Source organism: Actinomyces urogenitalis DSM 15434 (assembly GCF_000159035.1).
Lineage (GTDB): Bacteria > Actinomycetota > Actinomycetes > Actinomycetales > Actinomycetaceae > Actinomyces > Actinomyces urogenitalis.
The window spans coordinates 1,266,988-1,288,635 of the sequence record NZ_DS999574.1; the positions used below are offsets into that span (position 1 = coordinate 1,266,988).

17 protein-coding genes are annotated in these 21,648 nt (G+C 69.0%); 16 read left to right on the top strand and 1 reads right to left on the bottom strand.

Features of this window, described 5'->3' with window-relative positions:
* Nucleotides 1-506: tyrosine-type recombinase/integrase (locus HMPREF0058_RS05395; protein ID WP_006548711.1), on the top strand; the 506-nt coding region annotated here is incomplete at its 5' end.
* 54 nt (nucleotides 507-560) lie between these two features.
* On the opposite strand, the gene HMPREF0058_RS12060 is transcribed toward HMPREF0058_RS05395, so the two are convergent.
* On the bottom strand, nucleotides 561-998 hold the full coding sequence (locus HMPREF0058_RS12060; RefSeq protein ID WP_248596999.1) for a M23 family metallopeptidase: 438 nt from the start codon (nucleotides 996-998) through the stop codon (nucleotides 561-563).
* A gap of 628 nt (nucleotides 999-1,626) precedes the next feature.
* On the opposite strand from HMPREF0058_RS12060, the gene rpsB reads away from it, so the two are divergent.
* The 15 genes from rpsB (at nucleotide 1,627) to HMPREF0058_RS05475 (ending at nucleotide 21,625) form a co-directional block, all read left to right on the top strand.
* The gene (rpsB, locus tag HMPREF0058_RS05405; protein WP_006548713.1) at nucleotides 1,627-2,484 is read left to right on the top strand and encodes a 30S ribosomal protein S2; all 858 of its coding nucleotides are present in this window, start codon (nucleotides 1,627-1,629) and stop codon (nucleotides 2,482-2,484) included.
* Nucleotides 2,485-2,528: 44 nt separating this feature from the next.
* Nucleotides 2,529-3,368: a translation elongation factor Ts gene (tsf, locus tag HMPREF0058_RS05410; RefSeq protein WP_006548714.1), complete on the top strand. Its 840-nt coding sequence runs from the start codon at nucleotides 2,529-2,531 to the stop codon at nucleotides 3,366-3,368.
* 1,604 nt (nucleotides 3,369-4,972) lie between these two features.
* Nucleotides 4,973-6,112 (top strand): putative Ig domain-containing protein, encoded by a 1,140-nt coding sequence (locus HMPREF0058_RS11765; protein ID WP_006548715.1) that lies wholly within the window; start codon nucleotides 4,973-4,975, stop codon nucleotides 6,110-6,112.
* Between the two features lie 211 nt (nucleotides 6,113-6,323).
* Nucleotides 6,324-7,070, top strand: coding sequence for a UMP kinase (gene pyrH, locus HMPREF0058_RS05420; RefSeq protein ID WP_006548716.1), 747 nt, complete (start codon nucleotides 6,324-6,326; stop codon nucleotides 7,068-7,070).
* Nucleotides 7,071-7,134: 64 nt separating this feature from the next.
* Entirely contained in the window at nucleotides 7,135-7,692 is a 558-nt protein-coding gene (gene frr, locus HMPREF0058_RS05425; protein WP_006548717.1) for a ribosome recycling factor, read from the top strand.
* 55 nt (nucleotides 7,693-7,747) lie between these two features.
* Nucleotides 7,748-8,689 carry a phosphatidate cytidylyltransferase gene (locus HMPREF0058_RS05430; RefSeq protein WP_006548718.1) on the top strand — a complete coding sequence of 314 codons (942 nt, stop codon included), beginning with the start codon at nucleotides 7,748-7,750 and terminating at the stop codon, nucleotides 8,687-8,689.
* A gap of 241 nt (nucleotides 8,690-8,930) precedes the next feature.
* Entirely contained in the window at nucleotides 8,931-10,109 is a 1,179-nt protein-coding gene (gene rlmN / locus HMPREF0058_RS05435; protein ID WP_006548719.1) for a dual-specificity RNA methyltransferase RlmN, read from the top strand.
* A complete protein-coding gene (locus HMPREF0058_RS05440) occupies nucleotides 10,106-10,651 on the top strand; it encodes a DivIVA domain-containing protein (RefSeq protein WP_006548720.1) in 546 nt (181 codons plus the stop codon). The genes rlmN and HMPREF0058_RS05440 overlap by 4 nt, the downstream gene beginning before the upstream one ends.
* A gap of 8 nt (nucleotides 10,652-10,659) precedes the next feature.
* The gene (gene dxr, locus HMPREF0058_RS05445; RefSeq protein WP_024034805.1) at nucleotides 10,660-11,949 is read left to right on the top strand and encodes a 1-deoxy-D-xylulose-5-phosphate reductoisomerase; all 1,290 of its coding nucleotides are present in this window, start codon (nucleotides 10,660-10,662) and stop codon (nucleotides 11,947-11,949) included.
* A 13-nt stretch (nucleotides 11,950-11,962) separates the two neighbouring features.
* The gene (locus tag HMPREF0058_RS05450) at nucleotides 11,963-13,294 is read left to right on the top strand and encodes a M50 family metallopeptidase (RefSeq protein ID WP_006548722.1); all 1,332 of its coding nucleotides are present in this window, start codon (nucleotides 11,963-11,965) and stop codon (nucleotides 13,292-13,294) included.
* Nucleotides 13,295-14,488: 1,194 nt separating this feature from the next.
* Nucleotides 14,489-16,471 carry an HNH endonuclease signature motif containing protein gene (locus HMPREF0058_RS13155; protein ID WP_391484546.1) on the top strand — a complete coding sequence of 661 codons (1,983 nt, stop codon included), beginning with the start codon at nucleotides 14,489-14,491 and terminating at the stop codon, nucleotides 16,469-16,471.
* Nucleotides 16,472-16,600: 129 nt separating this feature from the next.
* Nucleotides 16,601-17,782: a flavodoxin-dependent (E)-4-hydroxy-3-methylbut-2-enyl-diphosphate synthase gene (ispG, locus tag HMPREF0058_RS05460; protein ID WP_040319541.1), complete on the top strand. Its 1,182-nt coding sequence runs from the start codon at nucleotides 16,601-16,603 to the stop codon at nucleotides 17,780-17,782.
* Between the two features lie 61 nt (nucleotides 17,783-17,843).
* Nucleotides 17,844-18,806 (top strand): GNAT family N-acetyltransferase, encoded by a 963-nt coding sequence (locus tag HMPREF0058_RS05465; RefSeq protein ID WP_006548725.1) that lies wholly within the window; start codon nucleotides 17,844-17,846, stop codon nucleotides 18,804-18,806.
* A gap of 557 nt (nucleotides 18,807-19,363) precedes the next feature.
* The gene (locus tag HMPREF0058_RS05470; RefSeq protein ID WP_006548727.1) at nucleotides 19,364-19,711 is read left to right on the top strand and encodes a hypothetical protein; all 348 of its coding nucleotides are present in this window, start codon (nucleotides 19,364-19,366) and stop codon (nucleotides 19,709-19,711) included.
* Between the two features lie 69 nt (nucleotides 19,712-19,780).
* Nucleotides 19,781-21,625 carry a proline--tRNA ligase gene (locus HMPREF0058_RS05475; protein ID WP_006548728.1) on the top strand — a complete coding sequence of 615 codons (1,845 nt, stop codon included), beginning with the start codon at nucleotides 19,781-19,783 and terminating at the stop codon, nucleotides 21,623-21,625.
* The last annotated feature ends 23 nt before the right edge of the window (nucleotides 21,626-21,648 follow it).

Sequence of the window (21,648 nt, forward strand, 5' to 3'; positions counted from 1 at the left end):
GCCTCGCCCTGGCCCGGCGCGACCAGGCCCTGGTTGAGATGCTCTATGCCACCGGCGTGCGGGTCTCAGAGCTGTGCGCGCTCGACCTGGCCGACGTGGACCGTGGTGAACGTACGGTCCGCGTGCTGGGTAAGGGCAACAAGGAGCGAGTGGTGCCTTATGGGACGCCGGCGGCCCGTGCCCTGGAGGGGTGGTGGCAGCTGCGCGCCCGGCTCGCCAGGCCGGACAGCGGGCAGGCGCTCTTCCTCGGGGCCAGGGGAGGACGAGTCGATCCACGCACGGTGCGCCAGGTCGTCCACCGTCTCGCGGCTGAGGCGGGAGTGCCGGACCTCGGGCCCCACGGGCTGAGGCACTCAGCCGCCACCCACGTGCTGTCCGGGGGCGCTGATCTGCGCAGCGTCCAGGAGCTGCTGGGACACTCCTCCTTGGCCACGACGCAGCGTTACACCCACGTCAGTGCCGAGCGGCTGCGCGCGGTCTATGAGCAAGCCTTCCCCCGCGCCTAGAGCGGCTTGGAGGGGACGGCGCCTCCTCCACGAGTTTTGAGCCTCCCCCCGCGCCTAGAGCGGCTTGAGACGGATGACCGCCGGCGTGATCAGCCGCAGGGGGTTGACGTAGACATGGCGGCTGGTCCGCGCGCCCCAATGCAGGGCGTCGGCGCCTTCGCTACGGTGCCCGGCCAGGAGGTACCCGATGAGGCCGCCTGCCGCCACGTGCTCACCGGCGGCAACGGCCGGCTGGACCGGCTCGTAGGTTGTGCGGATCCCGTCAGCGTGGTCCAGGGAGATCACGGGGCGACCGGCCACCATCCCCGCGAAGGCGACTGTTCCCGCCCCGGCCGCGCGGATCTCCTGACCGGCGATGGCCGCCAGGTCCACGCCCCGGTGCCCAGACCCCCAGCGTACGGCGGGCGGGTCGAAGGCCTCCAGGACGCGAGCCGCTGAGCCGGTAGGCCACTGGTAGTGCAGGCGCCCTGGACGGGGTGAGTAGAGCGTCATGCCTTCGGTCAGCTGCGCCGTCGGCCCGCTGCTCGGTGCCCGAGCAGCCGCGGGAAGCGGCTGGCAGGAGGCCGGGAGCAGGGCGAGAGCGAGCGCGAGCGTGAGGATGGAGGGCAGTATGCGAAGTGACGGACGCGGACAGCAGGCAGGCTCGCAGGCCGGAGAAGGCGTTGGCATGGCACCAGGCTGGCCCCACGCGGTCACCGGGCGCGAGGCGCCTGGGCGAGCCCTGTGGAGGAGGGTGTCACGGCGGGCACCTGTGGAGCCCGAGCAGGGTGACGCGAACGACACCGCGCCGGGCAGGATTTTCCCGTCTCGACGCCGAAAGGTCACCGTCGCGTGTGATATCGTCTCGCCCGCAGCCTTCTGCGTGGCTTCATGAAGTCGCTCAGTGGCTGACTTCGCGTGCCCATCCTTTCGGATACCACGGCCGTGGTCCCACCGCTGACCGGTGGTGGGTGGTCTGTGGGTCACGGGCACCAGGCCCTATCCGTCCTCACGGGCGGAGCCGAGTCCTCGCGGACCCGGTTGCAGGGAAGAACCACCCACCGGGACGTGCGGATACCTGCGCACGTCCCCCGATACACGGGTGCGGAGCAACCTCTCCGTCCCCAACGAAAGGACCGTCATGGCCATCGTTACCATGCGTCAGCTCCTGGAGTCCGGCGTCCACTTCGGTCACCAGACCCGCCGCTGGAACCCCAAGATGAAGCGCTTCATCCTCACCGAGCGCAACGGCATCTACGTCATCGACCTGGTCAAGACCGTCGAGGGCATCAACACCGCCTACGACTTCGTCAAGGAGACCGTCGCCCGCGGCGGCAACATCCTGTTCGTCGGCACCAAGAAGCAGGCCCAGGCCGCCGTGGCCGAGCAGGCCCAGCGCGTGGGCATGCCCTACGTCAACCAGCGCTGGCTGGGCGGCATGCTCACCAACTTCTCCACCGTGCGCGCCCGCCTGGACCGCATGAAGGAGCTCGAGCAGATCGACTTCGACGACGTGGCCGGCTCCGGCCGCACGAAGAAGGAGCTGCTCATGATGCGTCGCGAGAAGGACAAGCTGACCAAGACGCTCGGCGGTATCCGAGACATGGCCAAGCTCCCCGCGGCCATCTGGGTTGTGGACACCAAGAAGGAGCACCTGGCCATCGCCGAGGCCCGCAAGCTCAACATCCCGGTCATCGCGATCCTGGACACCAACTGCGACCCCGACGAGGTCACCTACGGCATCCCCGGTAACGACGACGCCATCCGCGCCGTCACGCTGCTGACCCGCGTCGTCGCCGACGCCGCTGCCGAGGGCCTGCTGGCCCGTTCGGCCGGCCGCGCCCGTACCGGCGAGGAGGTCGAGGCTGGCACCGCTGACGCTGAGCCGCTGCCCGAGTGGGAGGCTGAGCTCCTGGCCGGTGCTGAGGCCGGTGAGTCCGCTCCCGCCGAGACCGCTGAGGCTGCCCCGGCTGCCGAGGCCGGCACCGAGCAGGCCTGAGCCTGGTCCCGCCCGTTCCTACCCAGCTTCATAGGAGAGATTCCATGGCGAACTACACCACTGCTGACATCAAGAACCTGCGCGAGAAGACCGGCGCCGGCATGATGGACGTCAAGAAGGCCCTGGACGAGGCCGACGGCGACCTGGACAAGGCCGTCGAGATCATCCGCGTGAAGGGACTCAAGGGCATCGCCAAGCGCGAGGGCCGTTCCGCCTCCGCGGGTCTGATCGCCGCCACCGTCGTTGACGGTGAGGCCGGTCAGGTCGGCGTCCTGGTCGAGATCAACGCTGAGACGGACTTCGTGGCCAAGAACCAGAAGTTCATCGACTTCGCGGACAAGGTCCTGGCCGCCGCAGTGGCCTCCGGCGCCGAGGACGCCGAGGCCCTGGCCCAGGCTCCGGTGGACGGCGAGACCGTCCAGGCCCTGACCGACGGCATGCAGGCCGTCATCGGCGAGAAGATCGTCGTGCGCCGCGTCGCCCGCCTGTCCGCCGAGAAGGTTGACCTCTACCTGCACCGCACCAACCCCGACCTGCCGGCCCAGGTGGCCGTGCTCGTCGGCACCGACGCCAAGGCTGCTGAGGTGGCCCACGACGTCGCGATGCACATCGCCGCCTACTCCCCGCAGTACCTGCGCCGCGAGGACGTCCCCGCCGACGTCGTGGAGAAGGAGCGCAAGATCGCCGAGGAGACCACGCGCGCCGAGGGCAAGCCCGAGAAGGCGATCGCCAAGATCGTCGAGGGCCGTCTGGGCGGTTTCTTCAAGGAGATCTGCCTGCTCGACCAGGCCTACGCCAAGGACCCCAAGACCACGGTCGGCAAGGTGATCGAGGCCACTGGTGGCGAGCTGACCGGCTTCGTGCGCTTCCGCGTCGGCGCCTGATCATCACTGGCTCACCAGGGTGTTCTGGTGAGTGAGTCAGAGGTGGGGTGCGGACAGACGTGTTCTGTCCGCACCCCACCTCTTTGTAACTCAGTTGACATGTGATGTCGGAGGTCTGATGATCGGGGTATGGGTCAACGACGAACCCATACCCTCGTGTCCGCGCTTGCGGCACTTGTCCTCTGTCTTCCCGCTGCTCTTGCTCCTACCGCCTCAGCCGAACCCGTTGCTGGCGATGAGGTGGCGATCGCCGTGGCAGTCACGGGAGTTCCCTCCAACGGCACCTCATGGACGGCCGGGGAGCAGGTCCCGGTCGACATCACGGTGACCAACACCTCCGGCGGCTATCCCGGGCTGCGCCCCAGCGCCGCGACGCTGACGAACCACGAGGCCTGCCGCTGGCAGTGGATGGCTCCGTCCTCGCCTCAGACCTGCGCCGGTAGGGCGCAGTACGTGGTCACCGAGGCAGATGTCGAGGCCGGTGCCTTCACCTTGTCCGTCACCTACAGCGCCTACTCGCAGCGCAATGACCAGGGGGAGTCGCGAGTCATCGGCACCGGCTCCGTGACGGTCCCGGTCTCGGTGAGCCAGGACCCGCGGGATCCGAACGATCCTGTGGTCTCCGGGACGATCGAGGTGGTCAGAGACCCGCCGGCCGATGGCGTCTACAAGCTGGGGCAGGTGGTCGACTACCGGCTCGTGGCGACCAACCACTCACGCACTGACCGCTCACTGCTCGTGAGCAGCTCCAACCTGGACAACGTCAGCAACTGCCGCTGGTCGGTGATGAAGGCAGGAGGCTCGGATCAGTGCCTCTTCGCCTCGCACACCATCACGGCTGCCGACCTCGAGGCTGGCAGCTTCACGCCGAGCGTGACCTGGGCTGTCACCTCCCGCACCGGGTACCAGGGCGGCGTCCTGGTTGCTGAGCCGACGTTGGGTGAAAAGATCCAGGTCGGTGGTCCCAGCGAGTTCGACCGGGCCGGTTCGTTCACGAGCCCTGACGCCAACCCCACGCTGGAGGCAGGTGTGAGCGGGCCCGTGCCCCTGTCGGTCTCGCGAGAAGGGGCTTACAACATTCGTATCCCCGCGATCGCCATGGCGCCTAACGGTGACCTGCTCGCCTCCTACGACCGCCGTCCGCTTGATGGCGGGGCCGGTGGCGGAGACTCCCCGAACGCCAACTGGATCGTCCAACGCCGCTCCACCGACAACGGCAAGACCTGGCAGCGCGAGACCGTCCTTGCTCAAGGGGACTCCAATGGGCGCAGCCGCCTCGGTTTCTCGGACCCCTCCTACGTGGTCGACGCCCAGACCGGGACGATCTTTAACTTCCACGTCCAGAGCTTTGACGCAGGCGTCTTCGCCAACAACCCGGCCTACACCCGTGGCGGTGACGGTCGGATCGACGAGACCAACCGACGCACGATGAACCTGGGGCTGGCCGTCTCGACGGACAACGGTCACACCTGGACCCAGCGGGTCATCACGGCCCAGGCTCTCCATGACAAGACCGACCTGCGTTCCTGCTTCGCTACCTCGGGGCGGGGATTCAGAAGAAGCAGGCCCCGTTCGCTGGCCGACTGGTTCAGCAGATCGCGTGCGTGCGCACCAACGGCGAGATCGTCGCGATGTCGGTCATCTCTGACGACCATGGGCAGACCTGGACCGCAGGGAGGGAGGTACCGGTGGCTCGCGGCGAGGGCGAGCCCTCGTGGCGCTTCAACGAGAACAAGGCGGCCGAGCTCTCTGACGGGCGACTCATCCTCAACTCCCGCGCCACCAACGCCTCTCCAGGCGGAGGCCACCGTATCGTGGCCCTGTCTGAGGACGGCGGCGCCACTTGGGGTGAGCCCTTTGCCGAGACCCAGCTGCTGGACTCCGGCAACAACGCTCAGGTCATCCGCGCCTACCCCAACGCTGCGCCGGGCTCGGCCCGCGCCAAGGTGCTGCTGTACTCCGGTGCGTTCAACCAGGGCGCCCGGACCAGTGGGACCGTCCTGGCCTCCTGTGACGACGGGAAGACCTGGAGCCACCGGCGCGAGCTCATTCCTGGGGGCACTGGTTACACGACGATGGCGGTCCAGCCCGACGGCTCCATCGGGATGCTGTATGAGCCCCGGATCTTCCACGACGTCGCCTATCTGCGCTTCACGCTGGCTGACATCGCTCCAGGCCTGTGCGAGGCGCCTGCGGTGAACGTTGACGACATCGACGACGTCACCGTGACTGACGGGGAGGAGATCAACCCGCTGGCCGTGGTCTTGGGCGGCGGTGACCCGGCTCTGGAGCGGACGGTCTCGGTCAACGGGCTGCCTCATGGCCTGTCCTACGACGCCCAGAGCGGGACGACCTCGGGCCGCGTCCAGACCGGGATCGCGAAGCAGAAGACCTACCACGTCACGGTGAGCGTGCTGGAGCAGAGTGATGGCACAGGGCTGGCGCCGCGAGAAGCCTCGACCTCCTTCGACCTGACTATTCTTCCCCGCCCAGGCTCGCCTGAGCCGTCTGGCAAGCCTGATGAGCCAGGCTCGCCTGAGCCCTCTGAGCCCTCTGAGCCCTCTGAGCCGTCTGAGCCAGAGCAGCCCGGAGCCGTCTCTACCGCTCGTGCCGCAGACAAGCCCCGGACGACTCGGGCGACGGGCTTGGCTCGTACCGGTGCAAGTGCCGCTGCTCTGGTGCTCGTGGCGGCCTGCCTGGGCGGTGCGGGCCTGCTCGTGCGCCGTGGAGGAAAACGTTCCTGACTCAGCACCTTCCTCCATCTGAGTAGGAAGCTGAGGCTGCCGGCCCTCGCCGAGTGCGACGACCGGCAGCCTTGCCTGCGTCGTGCAGGGCAACGCACCGTCACCAGGCAGGGCGTCGGACGAGGGCGAGCGAAGCGGGTAGGCTCTGCCCAGGTGCGCGAGCGCACCGAGAGCCCAGCCACCGGGCACACGAGAGCACAGGAGAGTGTTGATGACCGCCCAGCAGCAGGAGAATGCCGCAGCACCACGACCCCGACGGGTCCTCCTCAAGCTCTCCGGTGAGGTCTTCGGCGGCGGGGCTGTGGGCTTGGACCCTGACGTCGTCTCCGACGCTGCCTGCCAGATCGCTGAGGCCGTGCGCCAGGGCGTGCAGGTCGCCGTCGTCGTCGGCGGAGGCAACTTCTTCCGTGGGGCCGAGCTGTCCCGGCGTGGCCTGGACCGCGCCCGGGCTGACTACATGGGGATGCTCGGCACCGTGATGAACGCCCTGGCCCTGCAGGACTTCATCGAGAAGGCGGGCGTGCCCGCCCGTGTCCAGTCCGCCATTGCCATGACTCAGGTGGCCGAGCCCTACATCCCCCTGCGCGCCATCCGCCACCTGGAGAAGGGACGCGTCGTCGTCTTCGGAGCGGGGGCCGGACTGCCCTACTTCTCCACGGACACGGTCTCTGCCCAGCGCGCCCTGGAGAGCCACTGCGACGAGCTCCTCGTGGGCAAGAACGGCGTCGACGGCGTCTACACGGCTGACCCCCGCAAGGACCCCAGCGCCCAGCTCCTGGAGCACCTGACCTACGAGCGTGCCCTGGCTGACGGCCTGCAGGTGGTCGACGCCTCCGCCTTCGCCCTGTGCCGGGACAACAACCTGGCCATGCGGGTGTTCGGCATGGGTGAGGCCGGCAACATCACCCGGGCACTGCTGGGGGAGAAGATCGGCACCCTGGTCACCACCTCCGCCTGAGCCGACCGGCTCATCACGTCCGCACAGTCCTGACGATCACCCCACCCACACCGAAGGAAGACCCATGATCGACGACGTCATGCTCGAGGCCGAAGAGAAGATGGAAGCGGCCCTGGACGCCGCCAAGCGTGAGCTCGCTGCCATCCGCACCGGCCGTGCCAACCCCTCCATGTTCAACTCGATCGTGGTCGACTACTACGGCGCCCCGACTCCGCTGCAGCAGCTCGCCTCGATCACTATCCCTGAGGCGCGTACCGTCATTGTCAGCCCCTTCGACCGCGGCGCGATGAAGGAGATCACCTCGGCGATCCGCGAGTCGGACCTGGGTGTCAACCCGACCGATGACGGCACGGTCATCCGCGTCACCCTCCCGGCCCTGACCGAAGAGCGCCGCAAGGACTACGTCAAGCTCGCGCGCTCGCGGGCGGAGGAGTCGCGTATCCAGGTGCGTGGCATCCGAGGCAAGTCCAAGAAGGAGCTGGAGGCCATCAAGAAGGATGGCGAGGCCGGTGAGGACGATGTCAAGCGTGCTGAGGGGGACCTCGACGCGCTGACCAAGCGCTTCGTCGAGTCTATCGACGCCGCCCTGACGGCCAAGGAGGCCGAGCTCCTGGAGGTCTGAGGCCCCAGATCTCTGCCGCCCTGCAGCTCCCGTACCGCTTCCCCAGGCTTGTCGTATGACCGTGCTGAGCACCCTGCTGACCCCGCCGCCCACGCGCAACCGTCCTCCGCTGCCCTCCACCGGGCGCGCGGGACGCAACCTGCCGGCGGCGCTCGGGGTTGCAGCGGTGCTCATCGGGGTCGTGCTGGCCTGCCTGCTGGTGGACAAGGTGCTCTTCGTCCTCCTGGTTGTGGTGGCTGTGTGTGGCGCCTTGTGGGAGCTGGCCGGAGCCTTTGCCCGCAAGGACATCCGCCTGCCGCTGGCACCGCTGTGGATCGGCACGGTCGGGGTGGCCGTGAGCGCTTGGACGATCGGTGCCGAGGCCGCCTTCGGTGCCTACATCGCTACGGCGGGTGCCTGCGTGCTGTGGTGCTTCCTGGACCAGGCCGAGGCTGAGACCGGCACGGCCCTGGAGGCCGGCGATCATGACGGCGTGCCTCGCACCGCCGCGCATGACGAGGTGCGCCGCTCGCGCTCGGTGGCCGCCTCGGCGGCGGTCTTTGCCGCCACCTACCTGCCGTTGCTCGCGGGCTTCGGCGTGCTGCTGGTCTCCCAGGACCACGGGGTCGGCAAGGTCCTCACCCTCATCGCCCTGCCGGCCGCTAATGACACCGGTGGATGGCTCGCCGGAATCACCTTCGGGCGTCACCCGATGGCACCGAGCGTCTCGCCGAAGAAGTCCTGGGAGGGCTTTGCCGGCTCCCTCCTGGCCGCGGTCGGTGCGGGATGCCTGTGCCTGTGGCTGCTGGACGCGCCCGTGTGGGCGGGGGGAGTCCTGGGCGCCGTCGTCGTGGTGGTCTCTACCCTCGGGGACCTGGGGGAGTCGCTGCTCAAGCGGGACCTGGGGCTGAAGGACATGGGCACGCTGCTGCCAGGACACGGGGGCATCATGGACCGTCTGGACTCCATCCTCGTGACGGCTCCTGTGGTCTACCTCGCCAGCCTGCTGCTGGGCTAGCGAGGACTGGCGGCCCCGGGTGCTGCCTGAGAGGCAGGTGTGACGGGCGCTGCGGCGTGTGCGCCACGTGGCGGGTACCCTCGTCCTCGCGCCCGGCGCGGATTCGTCTGCCCGCACGGGCTGGCTCCAGGTCGAGAGGAACCTATCTGCTGTGAGTGACCGTCAGGACTCCCCGCGTCGCCGAGCGCCCCAGCCGGTGGCGCTGCGCCGTCGTCCCCGCCCCGCCGGCGAGGTCCAGGTCATGCCCACCGACCAGGCCCCGGAGGGCGCGACCTCACCGGACGCCAAGCCGCGGCTGTCCTTCGCGGTCCCCGTTCCCAAGGGCAAGGCCCCGCGCCACCTGGCCGACCTCGATCTGGCCGGTCGCAAGGCGGTCCTCAAGGACGCCGGCCTGCCCGCCTTCCGAGCCGACCAGCTCTCGCGCCACTACTTCACCCGTTTCACCCGTGACGCCCAGGACATGACCGACCTGCCCGCCTCCCAGCGCGAGCAGCTGGCGGCCGAGCTCCTGCCTGACCTCATCCACGAGGTCCGTGCGCTGCGCGCCGACGGCGGGCGCACCATCAAGCACCTGTGGGAGCTGCACGACGGCGTGAGGGTGGAGTCCGTCCTCATGCGTTACAAGGACCGCACCACCTTGTGCGTGTCCTCCCAGGCCGGCTGCGGCATGGCCTGTCCCTTCTGCGCCACCGGCCAGATGGGGCTGACCCGCAACCTGTCCACCGGCGAGATCATTGAGCAGGTGCGTCACGCCGCCCAGGTCTCCGAGCGGGGGGACCTCACGGGCGGGCCGGCACGCCTGTCCAACGTGGTCTTCATGGGCATGGGCGAGCCGATGATCAACTACAAGAACGTCGTCGCCGCCCTGCGGCGCCTGACCTCCCCGGCGCCGGAGGGTTTCGGGATGTCCGCGCGCGGTATCACGGTCTCCACGGTGGGCCTGGTACCGCTGATCCGCAAGCTCTCCACCGAGGGGATGCCGGTGACGCTGGCTGTGTCCCTGCACGCCCCTGACGACGAGCTGCGCGATGAGCTCATCCCCATCAACTCCAAGTGGAAGGTCGGCGAGCTGCTTGACGCCGCCTACGACTACTACTCCACGACCGGGCGCCGCGTGTCCATCGAGTACGCGCTCATCAAGGACATGAACGACCACGCCTGGCGTGCTCAGCTGCTCGCCGACGAGCTCAACGCCCGTGGTCGCGGCTGGGCACATGTCAACCCCATCCCGCTCAACCCGACGCCCGGTTCCATCTGGACCTGCTCAGAGCCGGACGTGCAGGAGCTGTTCGTGGATACACTTCGGCGGGCGGGTATCACCACCACGGTCCGTGACACCCGAGGCAGCGACATCGACGGTGCCTGTGGTCAGCTGGCCACCGAGGTACTCAACCAGGAGAGGGCAAGGACAAGGCGATGAGCGACATGTTCCCCAAGGCGGGTCTCATGCGTCGGGGCTACCGGGCAGAGCAGGTCGATCACTACTTCGCTACCGCTCACGAGATCTACGACGCCGGAGAGGTCGAGGAGATGGACTCCGAGGGCGTGCGCACGGTTGCCTTCGACATCGTGCGCGGTGGCTACCAGGCCGATGCCGTCGACGCCGCCCTGGACCGCCTGGAGGCGGCTTTCCTCCAGCGTCGCCGGGCGGACTTCGTCGCGGAGCACGGTCGCCAGGCCTGGATGGACCAGGTCGCGGAGCTGGCCACGACCCTCTACCCGCGTCTGCTGCGACCGGTGGGGGAGCGCTTCAGCCCGGCTGAGCGCATCGGCTACGCCAAGCAGGACGTCGACGCCCTCATGGACCAGGTGGCTGCCTACTTCGACTCCCAGGCCCCGCTGACCGCCAGTCAGGTGCGTGGCACGGTCTTCTCCGCCGCTCGCCGCTCCAGGGCCTATGACGAGGCCTCGGTCGATCGCTACCTCGCCCGTGTGGTTGAGGTCCTGCTGTCAGTGGAGTGAGCGGAGTCGTGGCATCCACGCAGAGCGGGGCACGTCGTCTGGTCCTGCTGGGCTCAACCGGTTCGATCGGAACCCAGGCGCTTGAGGTCGTCTCGCGCCTGGCACAGGGTGAGGAAGGGCTAGCGCCGCGCGTTGCCGGTCTGGCAGCCGGAGGCGGGCACCTGGCGCTGCTCGCTCAGCAGGCGGTGGCCTACGAGGTGCCGCTGCTCGCCGTCGCCTCCCCGGACCCTGCCGTGGCGGTGCAGCTGCGCGAGCACCTGGCGCACGCGGCGCGCGAGGCCGGGGTGGCGGACCCGGTGCGCGAGATCCTCACCGGTCCGACGGCGGCCAGTGACCTCATCCGGGCCGCACAGCTCGGTGAGAGTGACACGGTCCTCAACGGCGTGACCGGCTCGGTTGGTCTGGTGCCGACCTTGACCGCCCTGGCGAGCGGGGCGACCCTGGCGCTGGCCAACAAGGAGTCCCTCGTTGTCGGCGGCGCGCTGGTCCGCCAGGCCATGCGCCGCCCCGGGCAGATCGTGCCGGTCGACTCCGAGCACTCGGCTATCGCCCAGTGCCTGCGTTCGGGCCTGCACGGTAAGGGGCTGACCTCCCCTGTCCTGACCGGACGCAGCGAAGTCCGCCGCCTCGTGCTCACGGCCTCAGGCGGTCCCTTCCGCGGACGACGGCGCAGCGAGCTGACCACCGTGACAGCCGCCCAGGCCTTGGCCCACCCCACCTGGGCGATGGGACCGGTGGTCACCGTCAACTCCTCGACCCTGATCAACAAGGGCCTGGAGCTTATTGAGGCCCACCTGCTCTTCGATGTCGACCCGGCTGACATCGCCGTCGTCGTCCATCCTCAGTCGGTCATTCACTCGATGGTTGAGTTCATCGACGGCGCCACGATCGCCCAGGCCTCGCCTCCGGACATGCGCCTGCCCATCGCGTTGGGCCTGACCTGGCCCGAGCGTGCGGACCTGGCTGGCCTGGTGCGGCCCAACAGCTGGCAGAGTCTCACGAGCTGGGACTTTGAGCCGCTGGACACCGAGGCTTTCCCCGCCGTCGACCTGGCTCGTAGTGCCGTGGCGGCCTCGCCGACCCACCCGGCAGTCCTCAACGCCGCCAACGAGCAGACGGTGGCCGCCTTCCTGGACGGGCGCCTGGCGTGGACGGACATCGTGGACATCGACGCGCAGGTGGTCCAGGACCACCAGGCCAGTGCCGACCAGTCGGTGGACCTGGAGGCCGTGCTTGAGGCAGAGACCTGGGCGCGGGGGCGTGCCGAGGAGCTGATCTCCCAGCGCCGCTCGGCTTGAAGGGAGCCTGCTCGTGAACGCGACGTTTGCTTACGTCCTGGGCATTGTCATCCTCATCATCGGTATCGGGCTGTCCGTGGCGCTGCACGAGCTGGGGCACATGATTCCGGCCAAGCGCTTTGGGGTGAAGGTGCCGGAGTACTTCATCGGCTTCGGCCCGCGCCTGTGGTCCTTTAGACGTGGCGAGACTGAGTATGGGGTCAAGGCGATCTGGCTGGGTGGCTATGTGCGCCTGCTCGGCATGCTGCCGCCGGCATCTCCTTCTCGCCCGGACAAGCCAGGCTCCTCGGTGGCGCAGGCCCGTGAGGAGTCCCTCGGGGAGCTGGGACCAGACGAGCAGGAACGTGCCTTCTACCGGCTCAGCGTGCCACGCAAGCTGGTGGTCATGGCCGGAGGCATCCTGACGAACCTGGTCCTGGGCATCGTGCTGCTGGCCGTGGCCATGGGGGTTGTGGGCCAGCCCGGGTACACCTCGACCCTGGCGACGGTCTCGTCCTGCGTCCCGGCCGAGCGTGACTTGACGAGCGCCTCCCAGGCCCAGCAGTGCGGCCAGGACGATCCTGCCTCGCCTGCCGCACAGGCGGGTCTGCAGGTCGGGGACGAGATCGTCTCCTGGAACGGCGCTGCTGTCTCGCAGTGGTCCGAGGTCCAGCAGGCCATTGCCGACGGCGGTGCGCAGACAGCCACGGTGGTGGTCGAGCGTGACGGGGAGCAGCTCAGTGTCCAGGTCACGCCGGTCCTGGCTCAGCGGGCGGTGTACGCCGAGGACGGCACGCTCGCCAAGGACTCCGCTGGCCAGGTCGTGACGCAGGAGCGTGCCTACGTGGGTATCGGCCCGGCGCTCGGCACGATCCGGGTGCCGGCGGGTGAGGTCGCCGGGCAGGTGGTCTCCGCCGTCGGGCAGACGCTCAAGGCGATCGTGACGATCCCGACGGGGCTCTACCACGCTGTGGCTGCAGGTCTGGGACTGGAGGAACGCAGCCCGCAGGGGCTCATCAGCCTGGTGGGGATGGGGCGGATCGCCGGCGAGGTGTCCAGCGCCGGGGCCCAGACGGGCGCGGTGCCCTTTTCTGCGCGCCTGTTCTCCATGCTCTCGCTCCTGGGCTCGCTCAACCTTGCGCTTTTCGCTTTCAACCTCATTCCCCTGCTGCCTCTGGACGGGGGCCATGTGGCTGGTGCGTGCTGGGAGGGGCTGCGCCGTTGCTGGGCCCGGCTGCGGGGGCTCCCGGATCCTGGGTACGTGGACACGGCGCGCATGCTGCCGCTGGGGCAGGTTGTCTTCGTGCTGCTCGTCGTCATGGCGCTGGTGCTCATCTGGGTGGACATCGTCGCGCCGCTGTCGTGACTGTCGTGCCGCTGTCCTGACTGCGGTTTTTGTGAGTGCGGTGCCCCTGTGCGGTTTGTCAAGCGGCGGCGGTGCGCGCGTGCGCGGGGCGCGCTGGATGTCGCTACCCCGTTCTGTCTGTCGCTACCCGGTGCCCGTGTTCGCTACCCCTTGGCGTCGCTCGACCGTGAGTGTGCGGGCCGGATCTCGCTTGCCTCGCTACCCCATGGCGTCCACTGCTACCCCCTCCTGTCGTCGGCTACCTCTTGTGCCGGTCGCTACCCCGTAGCGCGTGCTGCGGGGTAGCGAAGGGCGCGGTGGGGTAGCGAACGCGGTGGAGGGGTAGCGAGGGAAGAGCGTGGGCCGTGTTGGTGGGGGGTGAAGGGCACGGTGGGGTAGCGACGGCGGGTACGACCTGGGCGTGTCGCTTGCCCTTGGGCGCGTTTGCGCTCATAGCAGACCCGTGAGACCGAGGGGGCGCATCGGGACGCCGGGATCATGGCGTAGACAGGGGTAGGGCGCCGTGCTGGAAGCGGCTTGCCCAGCCCCGGACCATCCGGAACCACCAACAAGGTAACGAGCATTTTCCCGATGATGAGCGCTATCTGAGTCGCACTCATCATGGATGAGTATCTGACATGATCTGAGGCCCTTGATGATCTTGTCCATGAGGGGCGATGCAGGTAGACTGTACATATGTTCGAGGTGAGAGGCTCTGAGTCTCGGTTCGCACCCGACGGCGGGGCGGACCGAGAGAGCTCGCGGCCTGTGACAGATGCCTGGGGTGCGGGCAATGAGGCTGGCGCTCAGGCCTGTGGTGGCGCTCGGGCTGATGCACAGACCGAGGCTGCCGAGTACCTCGCTGCAATGACCCCGGGAGCCTCGCTGGCAGGACTGATCGAGCGGCTCGTCGCGGCTGGGGCAGAGCAGGCGGCTAACGGTGTGAGCTCAGGTGCTGGTGAGGATCTCGCGCAGGGCACGGGATCGGGGCTGGCTCGCGGCGAGACCCTGGGGCTCGTGGAGTCTTTGGCTCGTCTGGATCCAGACTCCCTGCGCGAGCTGGTGGATGCCTGCACCCGATTGTCTGCTTGGGCCGGGTGGGCGCAGTCGCTGATGGCAGCGGCGCTGAGCCGGTGCCTGTCCCGCGGCGGTGAGGAGGTCAGCGGGGCGGGTGGGGTGTCTGCCGCGGCCCTCATGAGCCAGGACGAGGCCCGGATGAGCGCGTCGAGCGAGATCGCCTGCCGGCTGGGGATCTCGCGTCGGCGGGCCAGTGACATGATCGAGCGTGGTGAGGCGTTGTGCCAGCCTGACCTGTCTCTCGCTGGAGGCATGTTCCATGCAGGCCTGATCGACTCCGCCAAGTTCTCGCTGTGTGGGCGGCGGCTGGACGGCGTGGGAAGCGAGCTGTGCCTCCAGGTGCAGGAGCAGGTGCTGGAGCAGGCGGCGCACCGCACGCACGCTCAGCTGGCACGAGACCTGGACAAGGCCCTGGCGGCACTGGACCCTGAGGGCGTCTCACGGAGGCGTCGCCGTGACACGGCGGGTCGTCACGTCACGCGCCCTCGTCCCGCAGGGGTCGGCACGAGCGAGATGAGGATGCTCCTGCCCACCCCGGACGCCTATCTGCTGGACGCCGCCCTGGAAGCCGTCGCAGCTTCGGCCCGGGCGATGGGAGACGGGCGCACGCTCTCGCAGCTGCGTGCGGACGCCTTGGTGAGCATGAGCCTCGACCTCGTGCGCGGTAGGCAGCACGAGGCTGTTCGGGATCGCTCCGAGCCGGGTAGGAGTGCGGCACAGGGGTATGAGAGTCAGCTCAACAGTTCTCATGGTGACCAGGTTCGTGCTTCTGCTCGGGATGACCAGGTTCATGTTCCTGCCAGCGATGGCAGTGCCTATGGTGGCGAGAACCGCGTGCCGTCAGTCCTTGACCCTGCGCGGCTGCTTCCTGACGGCGTACCTGTGGATGCCCTTGTAGCCTCCTTGAGTCGACTTGTCTCCTGTACCAGCCCTTGGTGGACGCCCTCTGGCGTCGGCCGGGTGCTCTTTCCCTCTGGCCTGCAGATCCATGTCGATGTCACCGTGCCCGCGGACACTCTCGCCAGGTTCCAGGAGCTGGAAGCCTCACAGGATCACCCGGTTCACTGCGCGCAGCCCGCAGGCGGTACAGAGAGCCCGGTGAGCGCAGAGGGCACCGGGACTGTGCGAAGCGCGGGAAGCGCGAGACTCCCGGGGGTCGCAGGGAACGCCGAAGCAACGGGAAGCCCAGTGGGCGCGGTGCTGAGTATCGGTGGGTACAGCACTCCTGTCCCTGCAGTCGTGGCTGCTGCCCTGGCGGCAGGTGGCACCTGGCGGCGTCTTGTCACGGACCCGGTCAGTGGAGCCGTTCTCGATGTCGGGCGTCGGCGTTACCGGCCTCCCGCGGCCTTGGCTGATGCGGTGCGCACCCGCGATGCCTCCTGCACGCACCCTGGCTGTGAGGTGCCAGCCAGGAGATGCGATATCGACCATATCCGCCCCTGGTCTCAAGGAGGAACAACCTCCTTGGACAACCTCACGCTCTTGTGCCAGGCCCATCACTACCTCAAGCACTCACCAGGGTGGTCACTGACGCGTACGGCTGACGGCGGCCTGGTCTGGCGTACGCCCACGGGGGCTCGTTACCGCAGAGACCCGGACGGCAGGATCACGATGCTCGCCGCGAGAGTGGGGCCGCGACAGCATCAGCAGGACGAGCATCCTGTCGCGAGGGCGCTGGAGCGCGCGGTCACGGATGAGGTCCTTGCTCGGCTGGAACGAGGGCTGTCCTCCAGCTGCGGCCTGGCACTGGGTTGGGATGATGAGGCTTCGGTTTCAGGATGGGATGGTTCTAGCCCGGCACCGGGCTGGCACGGTGGTGCTTCGGTCCGGGGTCAGGGTGGTTCTGGTCCGGTAGCAGGGCGGGATGATCCTGCTCTGACCCGGGGTCAGGATGGTTCTAGCCCGGCAGCAGGGCCCGATCATCGGGCATCGGCCCCAGATGCCCCGGAGCGAGGCCGCCCCGGCTACCCAGGCCGCCCCAGCTACCAAGGCCGACCCTGCCTGGAGACTCGGGGCCCTCGGCCTGGCCAACGGGCAGGTGACTTTGAGCCCCATGGCTATCCGCCCGAGCTTCATGAGCTAGGCCTGGCCGAGCTGCTCGACGCGGTTGTGCCCTTCTGACTCCTCTGACGCCTTGGCGCCCGTCTATCCGGCCCCTGACCGGTCCTGGGATGCTGGTGCGCTGGATCCCACACCGCTGCGCTCGGTGCCATGGTCAGGAGCCTTGGTCGTGGTGCCATACTGGACGCCGTGACTCAAGCGATCGCTCTTGGTATTCCGACTGTGCGCGAGGAGCGCCCTGTTCTGGCCCTGCGCCGCGCCACCCGCAAGATCCGGGTCGGTGACGTCGAGGTGGGCGGGGATGCTCCCATCTCGGTGCAGTCGATGACCACCACCAAGACCCATGACATCGGCGCCACCCTCCAGCAGATCGCCGAGCTGACGGCAGCGGGCTGCGACATCGTGCGCGTGGCCTGCCCCACGGACAAGGACGCTGAGGCCCTGCCGATCATCGCCAAGCAGTCCCGTATCCCCGTCATCGCGGACATCCACTTCAACTCCAAGTACGTCTTCCAGGCCATCGAGGCCGGCTGCGGCGCCGTGCGCGTCAACCCTGGCAACATCCGCAAGTTCGACGGTCAGGTCAAGGAGATCTGCCAGGCCGCCTCTGACGCCGGTGTCTCCCTGCGCATCGGCGTCAACGCCGGTTCCCTGGACCCGCGTCTGCTCAAGAAGTACGGCAAGGCCACCCCCGAGGCCCTGGTCGAGTCGGCCGTGTGGGAGGCGGGCCTGTTCGAGGAGTGCGGCTTCCACGACTTCAAGATCTCCGTCAAGCACCACGACGTCGTCACCATGGTCCAGGCCTACCAGCTCCTGTCCGAGCAGGGTGACTGGCCCCTGCACCTGGGCGTGACCGAGGCCGGCCCGGCCTTCCAGGGCACGATCAAGTCCTGCGCCGCCTTCGGTACCCTGCTCGCCCAGGGCATTGGGGACACCATCCGCGTCTCCCTGTCCGCCCCTCCGGTGGAGGAGGTCAAGGTGGGCACCAAGCTCCTGGAGTTCATGGGCCTGCGTGAGCGCAAGCTGGAGATCGTCTCCTGCCCCTCCTGCGGCCGCGCCCAGGTGGACGTGTGGAACCTCGCCGAGAAGGTTGAGGAAGGCCTCAAGGACGTCCAGGCCCCGCTGCGCGTGGCCGTCATGGGCTGCGTCGTCAACGGCCCGGGTGAGGCCCGCGAGGCGGACCTGGGGTGCGCCTCGGGCAACGGCAAGGGCCAGATCTTCGTCCACGGCAAGGTCGTCGAGACCGTGCCCGAGGACCAGGTGGTTGAGACCCTGCTGCGCCACGCCCAGGAGATGGCCGAGCAGATGCGCTCCGAGATGGGCGAGGAGGCGCTGGCCGGCACCAGCCCCGCCGTCGTCACGGCTGGCTGAGCCTGACGCTCCCCGCCGGGACGGGCCTCGCGGTGCGGGCCTCGTCCTTGAGGCACTGACGATGAGGATCCTCAACCGCCCCCTCACCTCCGTGGGCCGCGACCAGGCTGACGGATTGCTGGCTCTGTGTGCCCTCGACCCCGTGGGCGGTGCCAACCTGGCTCACCAGCTGCTGCGATGGAACCGCTGGGGGCACGGCGACGTCGTCGTGGCCGGGCGCGTGGGCCGTCCAGACGGAGGAGCCTGGGCCACCGGCTCAGTCATTCCCTTCGGACTGGGCGCGCGCGCCGAGCTTGGCCACGATGGCGCGAGCCGTGCCCAGGTGAGGGCACTGGCTGACCACGCACGTCGTCGCCTGGTCAACCGAGGGTCGGTGTTCGGCCCGGTGCGCGACGTCGAGCCTGTGTGGCAGGCCCTGGCTGAGGGCGGGACCCGATCACGTGAGGAGCGGTGGAACCAGCCTCTGCTCGTTTCGCCCCCGGTCGCAGGTGGGCTGACGGGCCGTGCGCTGGCTCGCCGCCCGGGCCTGGAGTGGATCGCCAGGGTGCTGCGCGACGCGCAGCTGGGGGAGGAGTCCCTGGTCCTGCCTGCCTCGGTCGCGATGTTCACCTCTGAGCTCGGCTACGACCCGACGAGCGCCGGCGGCTCCTACGCCCGCCACGTGGACTGGCTGGTGGCCATGGGGCGCAGCTACGTCGTCATCGACGACGGCGAAGGTCGCCCGCCGCTGCCTGGTGGGCCGCGATCAGTGGCCTTCAAGGCCGACGTCGGGGCGCTGTGGAGCCCTCCGGGGCAGCAGCCGGGCGTCGCCCAGCTGACGGGCGTGTGGACACGCCCGGACCTTCGAGGCAGGGGAGTGGCGAGCGTGGCGCTGGCGGCCACCGTGGACGCGGTGCGTCGGGACCACGTGGGGCCAGGCGGGACGGTGAGCCTGTACGTCAACGACTTCAACGCCCCGGCGCTGGGCCTGTACCGCAGCCTTGGCTTTGAGCAGGTCGGCACCTTCGCCACGGTGCTGCTCTAGGGACGGCGGCCCTCCTGATCGGCAACCGCCGCGAGCCGGTGTCCCGGTAGCATGAGGTCGTCATCGAGCCTCTGGCTCCTGCCGCCGGGCAGCAGCCGAGGCGGAGGCGGCGGCCAGGACGACAGCCTAGGAGGCGACCGTGAGCGCAGTTCTCGTCATCCCGTGGCCGACGCCAGGTCACGGGCGCCCTGGCGGCTCCGTCGTCCCGGTGCTGGGTGGCTGGCCGCAGGCGAGCCTGGCCTGCGTCCTCCTGCCAGGACGGGCGGAGACAGTGAGCTGGCCCGGTTCACGCCCGGTCGAGACCCTCCAGGTCGTCAACGAGGCCCAGGAGACCGACGACGACCTGGCTTGCGTGGCCTGGCGGCTGGGGGAGGACGAGGTCGTCATGAGAGACCCCTCGGTCGTGAGCACGTGCCCGCGGCCTGTCGCGCAGGAAGGCTGCTCCGACGCAGCCCCCCGGTGCGGGGCACGGCGAACGAGCCGCTCTCGCAGGTCAGCTCCTGGAGGGTGTCAGGCGGCTGCACGTTGTGCCCTCGCCATCGCTGGCGGAGGGAGGCGTGGTCGAGGCGCCCCTGTGCGAGGGGCTGGAGGGCTGGTGGCCGTCGAGCTGGCACGTGCTGGCTCAGGGCACGGTGTGGCGCCTCATCGAGACCAGCCCGCGGTGGGACGCGGATGGCGAGGGCATGAGGGCTAGGACCGCCGTCGTCATCCGGGACCGTGACCTGGCTGCCATCAGCCTGGAGACCCTGGAGACAGGCACCAGCGGACGCGTCATCTGGACTAGGAGCGAGGACCTGCGGTACTGGCCGCCGGGAGCGCACCCAGGGCTGGACGATCCTGTCGTGGGCGAGGCCCTCCCCCGTGCCCTGCGGCCCATCGCCCCGCACCTGCCCGCTGCCGGCTGAGAGCACGTGACACAGGATCTGCCAGGCGGCTGGCGAGAGCCAGGTCCTGGGACCACGTAAGATCGCACCGTGCTTCAGACTCTCTCGACCGCCTTCATCCGTACCCTGCGTGAGGACCCCGCCGATGCCGAGGTCGCCAGCCACAAGCTGCTCGTGCGTGCCTCCTACATCCGCCGCACCGCCCCAGGCATCTACACCTGGCTGCCGCTGGGCCTGGCCGTCGTGCGCAAGATCGAGGCGATCGTGCGTGAGGAGATGAACCGCATGGGCGGTCAGGAGGTCCATTTCCCTGCCCTCCTGCCGGCTGAGCCCTACAAAGCGACCCAGCGCTGGGACGAGTACGGCCCCACACTCTTCACCTTGCAGGACCGCAAGGGCGGGGACTACCTGCTGGCCCCCACCCACGAGGAGATGTTCACCCTCCTGGCCAAGGACATGTTCTCCTCCTACAAGGACCTGCCCGCCACCCTGTACCAGATCCAGACCAAGTACCGTGACGAGGCCCGCCCGCGCGCGGGCCTGATCCGCGGGCGTGAGTTCATCATGAAGGACTCCTACTCCTTCGACGTCGACGACGCCGGGCTGGACGCCTCCTACCAGCGCCACCGTGACGCCTATGAGCGCATCTTCCGCCGCCTGGGCCTGGAGTACGTGCCCGTCAACGCCATGGCCGGCGCCATGGGCGGCTCGCACTCCGAGGAGTTCCTCCACCCCTCGCCGATCGGTGAGGACACCTTCGTGCGTTCCGACGGCGGCTACGCGGCCAACGCCGAGGCCGTCACGACTCCGGTGCCGCCGAGCGTCGACGCCTCCGCCGAGCCTGCGCCCCAGGTGGTCGCTACCCCCGACACCCCGACCATCGACTCCCTGGTGGACCTGTGCAACAGCACCTACCCGCGTCCTGACGGGCGGGAGTGGACGGCAGCGGACACGCTCAAGAACGTCGTCGTCGTCCTCATCCACCCCCATGGCGAGCGCGAGCTGCTCGTGGTCGGAGTGCCCGGCGACCGCGAGGTGGACATGAAGCGCCTGGAGGCGGCCGTGGCCCCCGCCGAGGTCGAGATGGCCAGCGAGGAGGACTTCAAGACCCATCCCGAGCTGGTACCCGGCTACATCGGCCCGCAGGCTATCGGCCCCAACTCCCCTCTGCGCCGCACCGAGACTGACGAGCAGGGGCGCGAGGTCCTCACCGGCTCGGTGCGCTACCTGCTCGACCCCCGCATCGTGGACGGCACGAGCTGGGTGACTGGCGCCAACGAGCTGAAGAAGCACGTCCTGCACCTGGTCAAGGGCCGCGACTTCGAGGCTGACGGCACGATCGAGGCCGCCGAGGTGCGCGAGGGCGACCTCGCCCCTGACGGCTCGGGCCCCCTGCACCTGGAGCGCGGCATCGAGGTCGGGCACATCTTCGCGCTCGGCCGCAAGTACGCCCAGGCGCTCGGCTTTACGGTGCTGGACGAGAACGGCAAGGCGCGCGTGGTCACCATGGGCTCCTACGGCATCGGCGTCAGCCGCGTCATGGCTGCGCTGGCCGAGGCCAACCACGACGAGCGCGGGCTCGCCTGGCCCATCCAGGTTGCGCCCTACCACGTCCAGGTCCTGGCCACCGGTAAGGACGAGCAGGTCTTCGCCACCGCCCACGCCTTGGCTCGCGAGCTGGACGCCGCAGGCCTGGAGGTCCTCTACGACGACCGCAGGAAGGTCTCGGCGGGCGTGAAGTTTGCGGACAGTGAGCTGCTGGGCGTCCCCTTCACCGTCGTCGTCGGCCGCGACCTAGCCAAGGAGGGCACGGTGGAGATCCGTGACCGGCGCAGCGGCGAGCGTCGTAGCGTGCCTGCGGCGACGGCTGCGGCCGAGGTCCGTGCCACGGTCGAGGCTGCTCTGGTGGCTGCGCCCACCGGCGAGGCCGCCTGAGGCAGCCGCTGCCACAGGCCTGA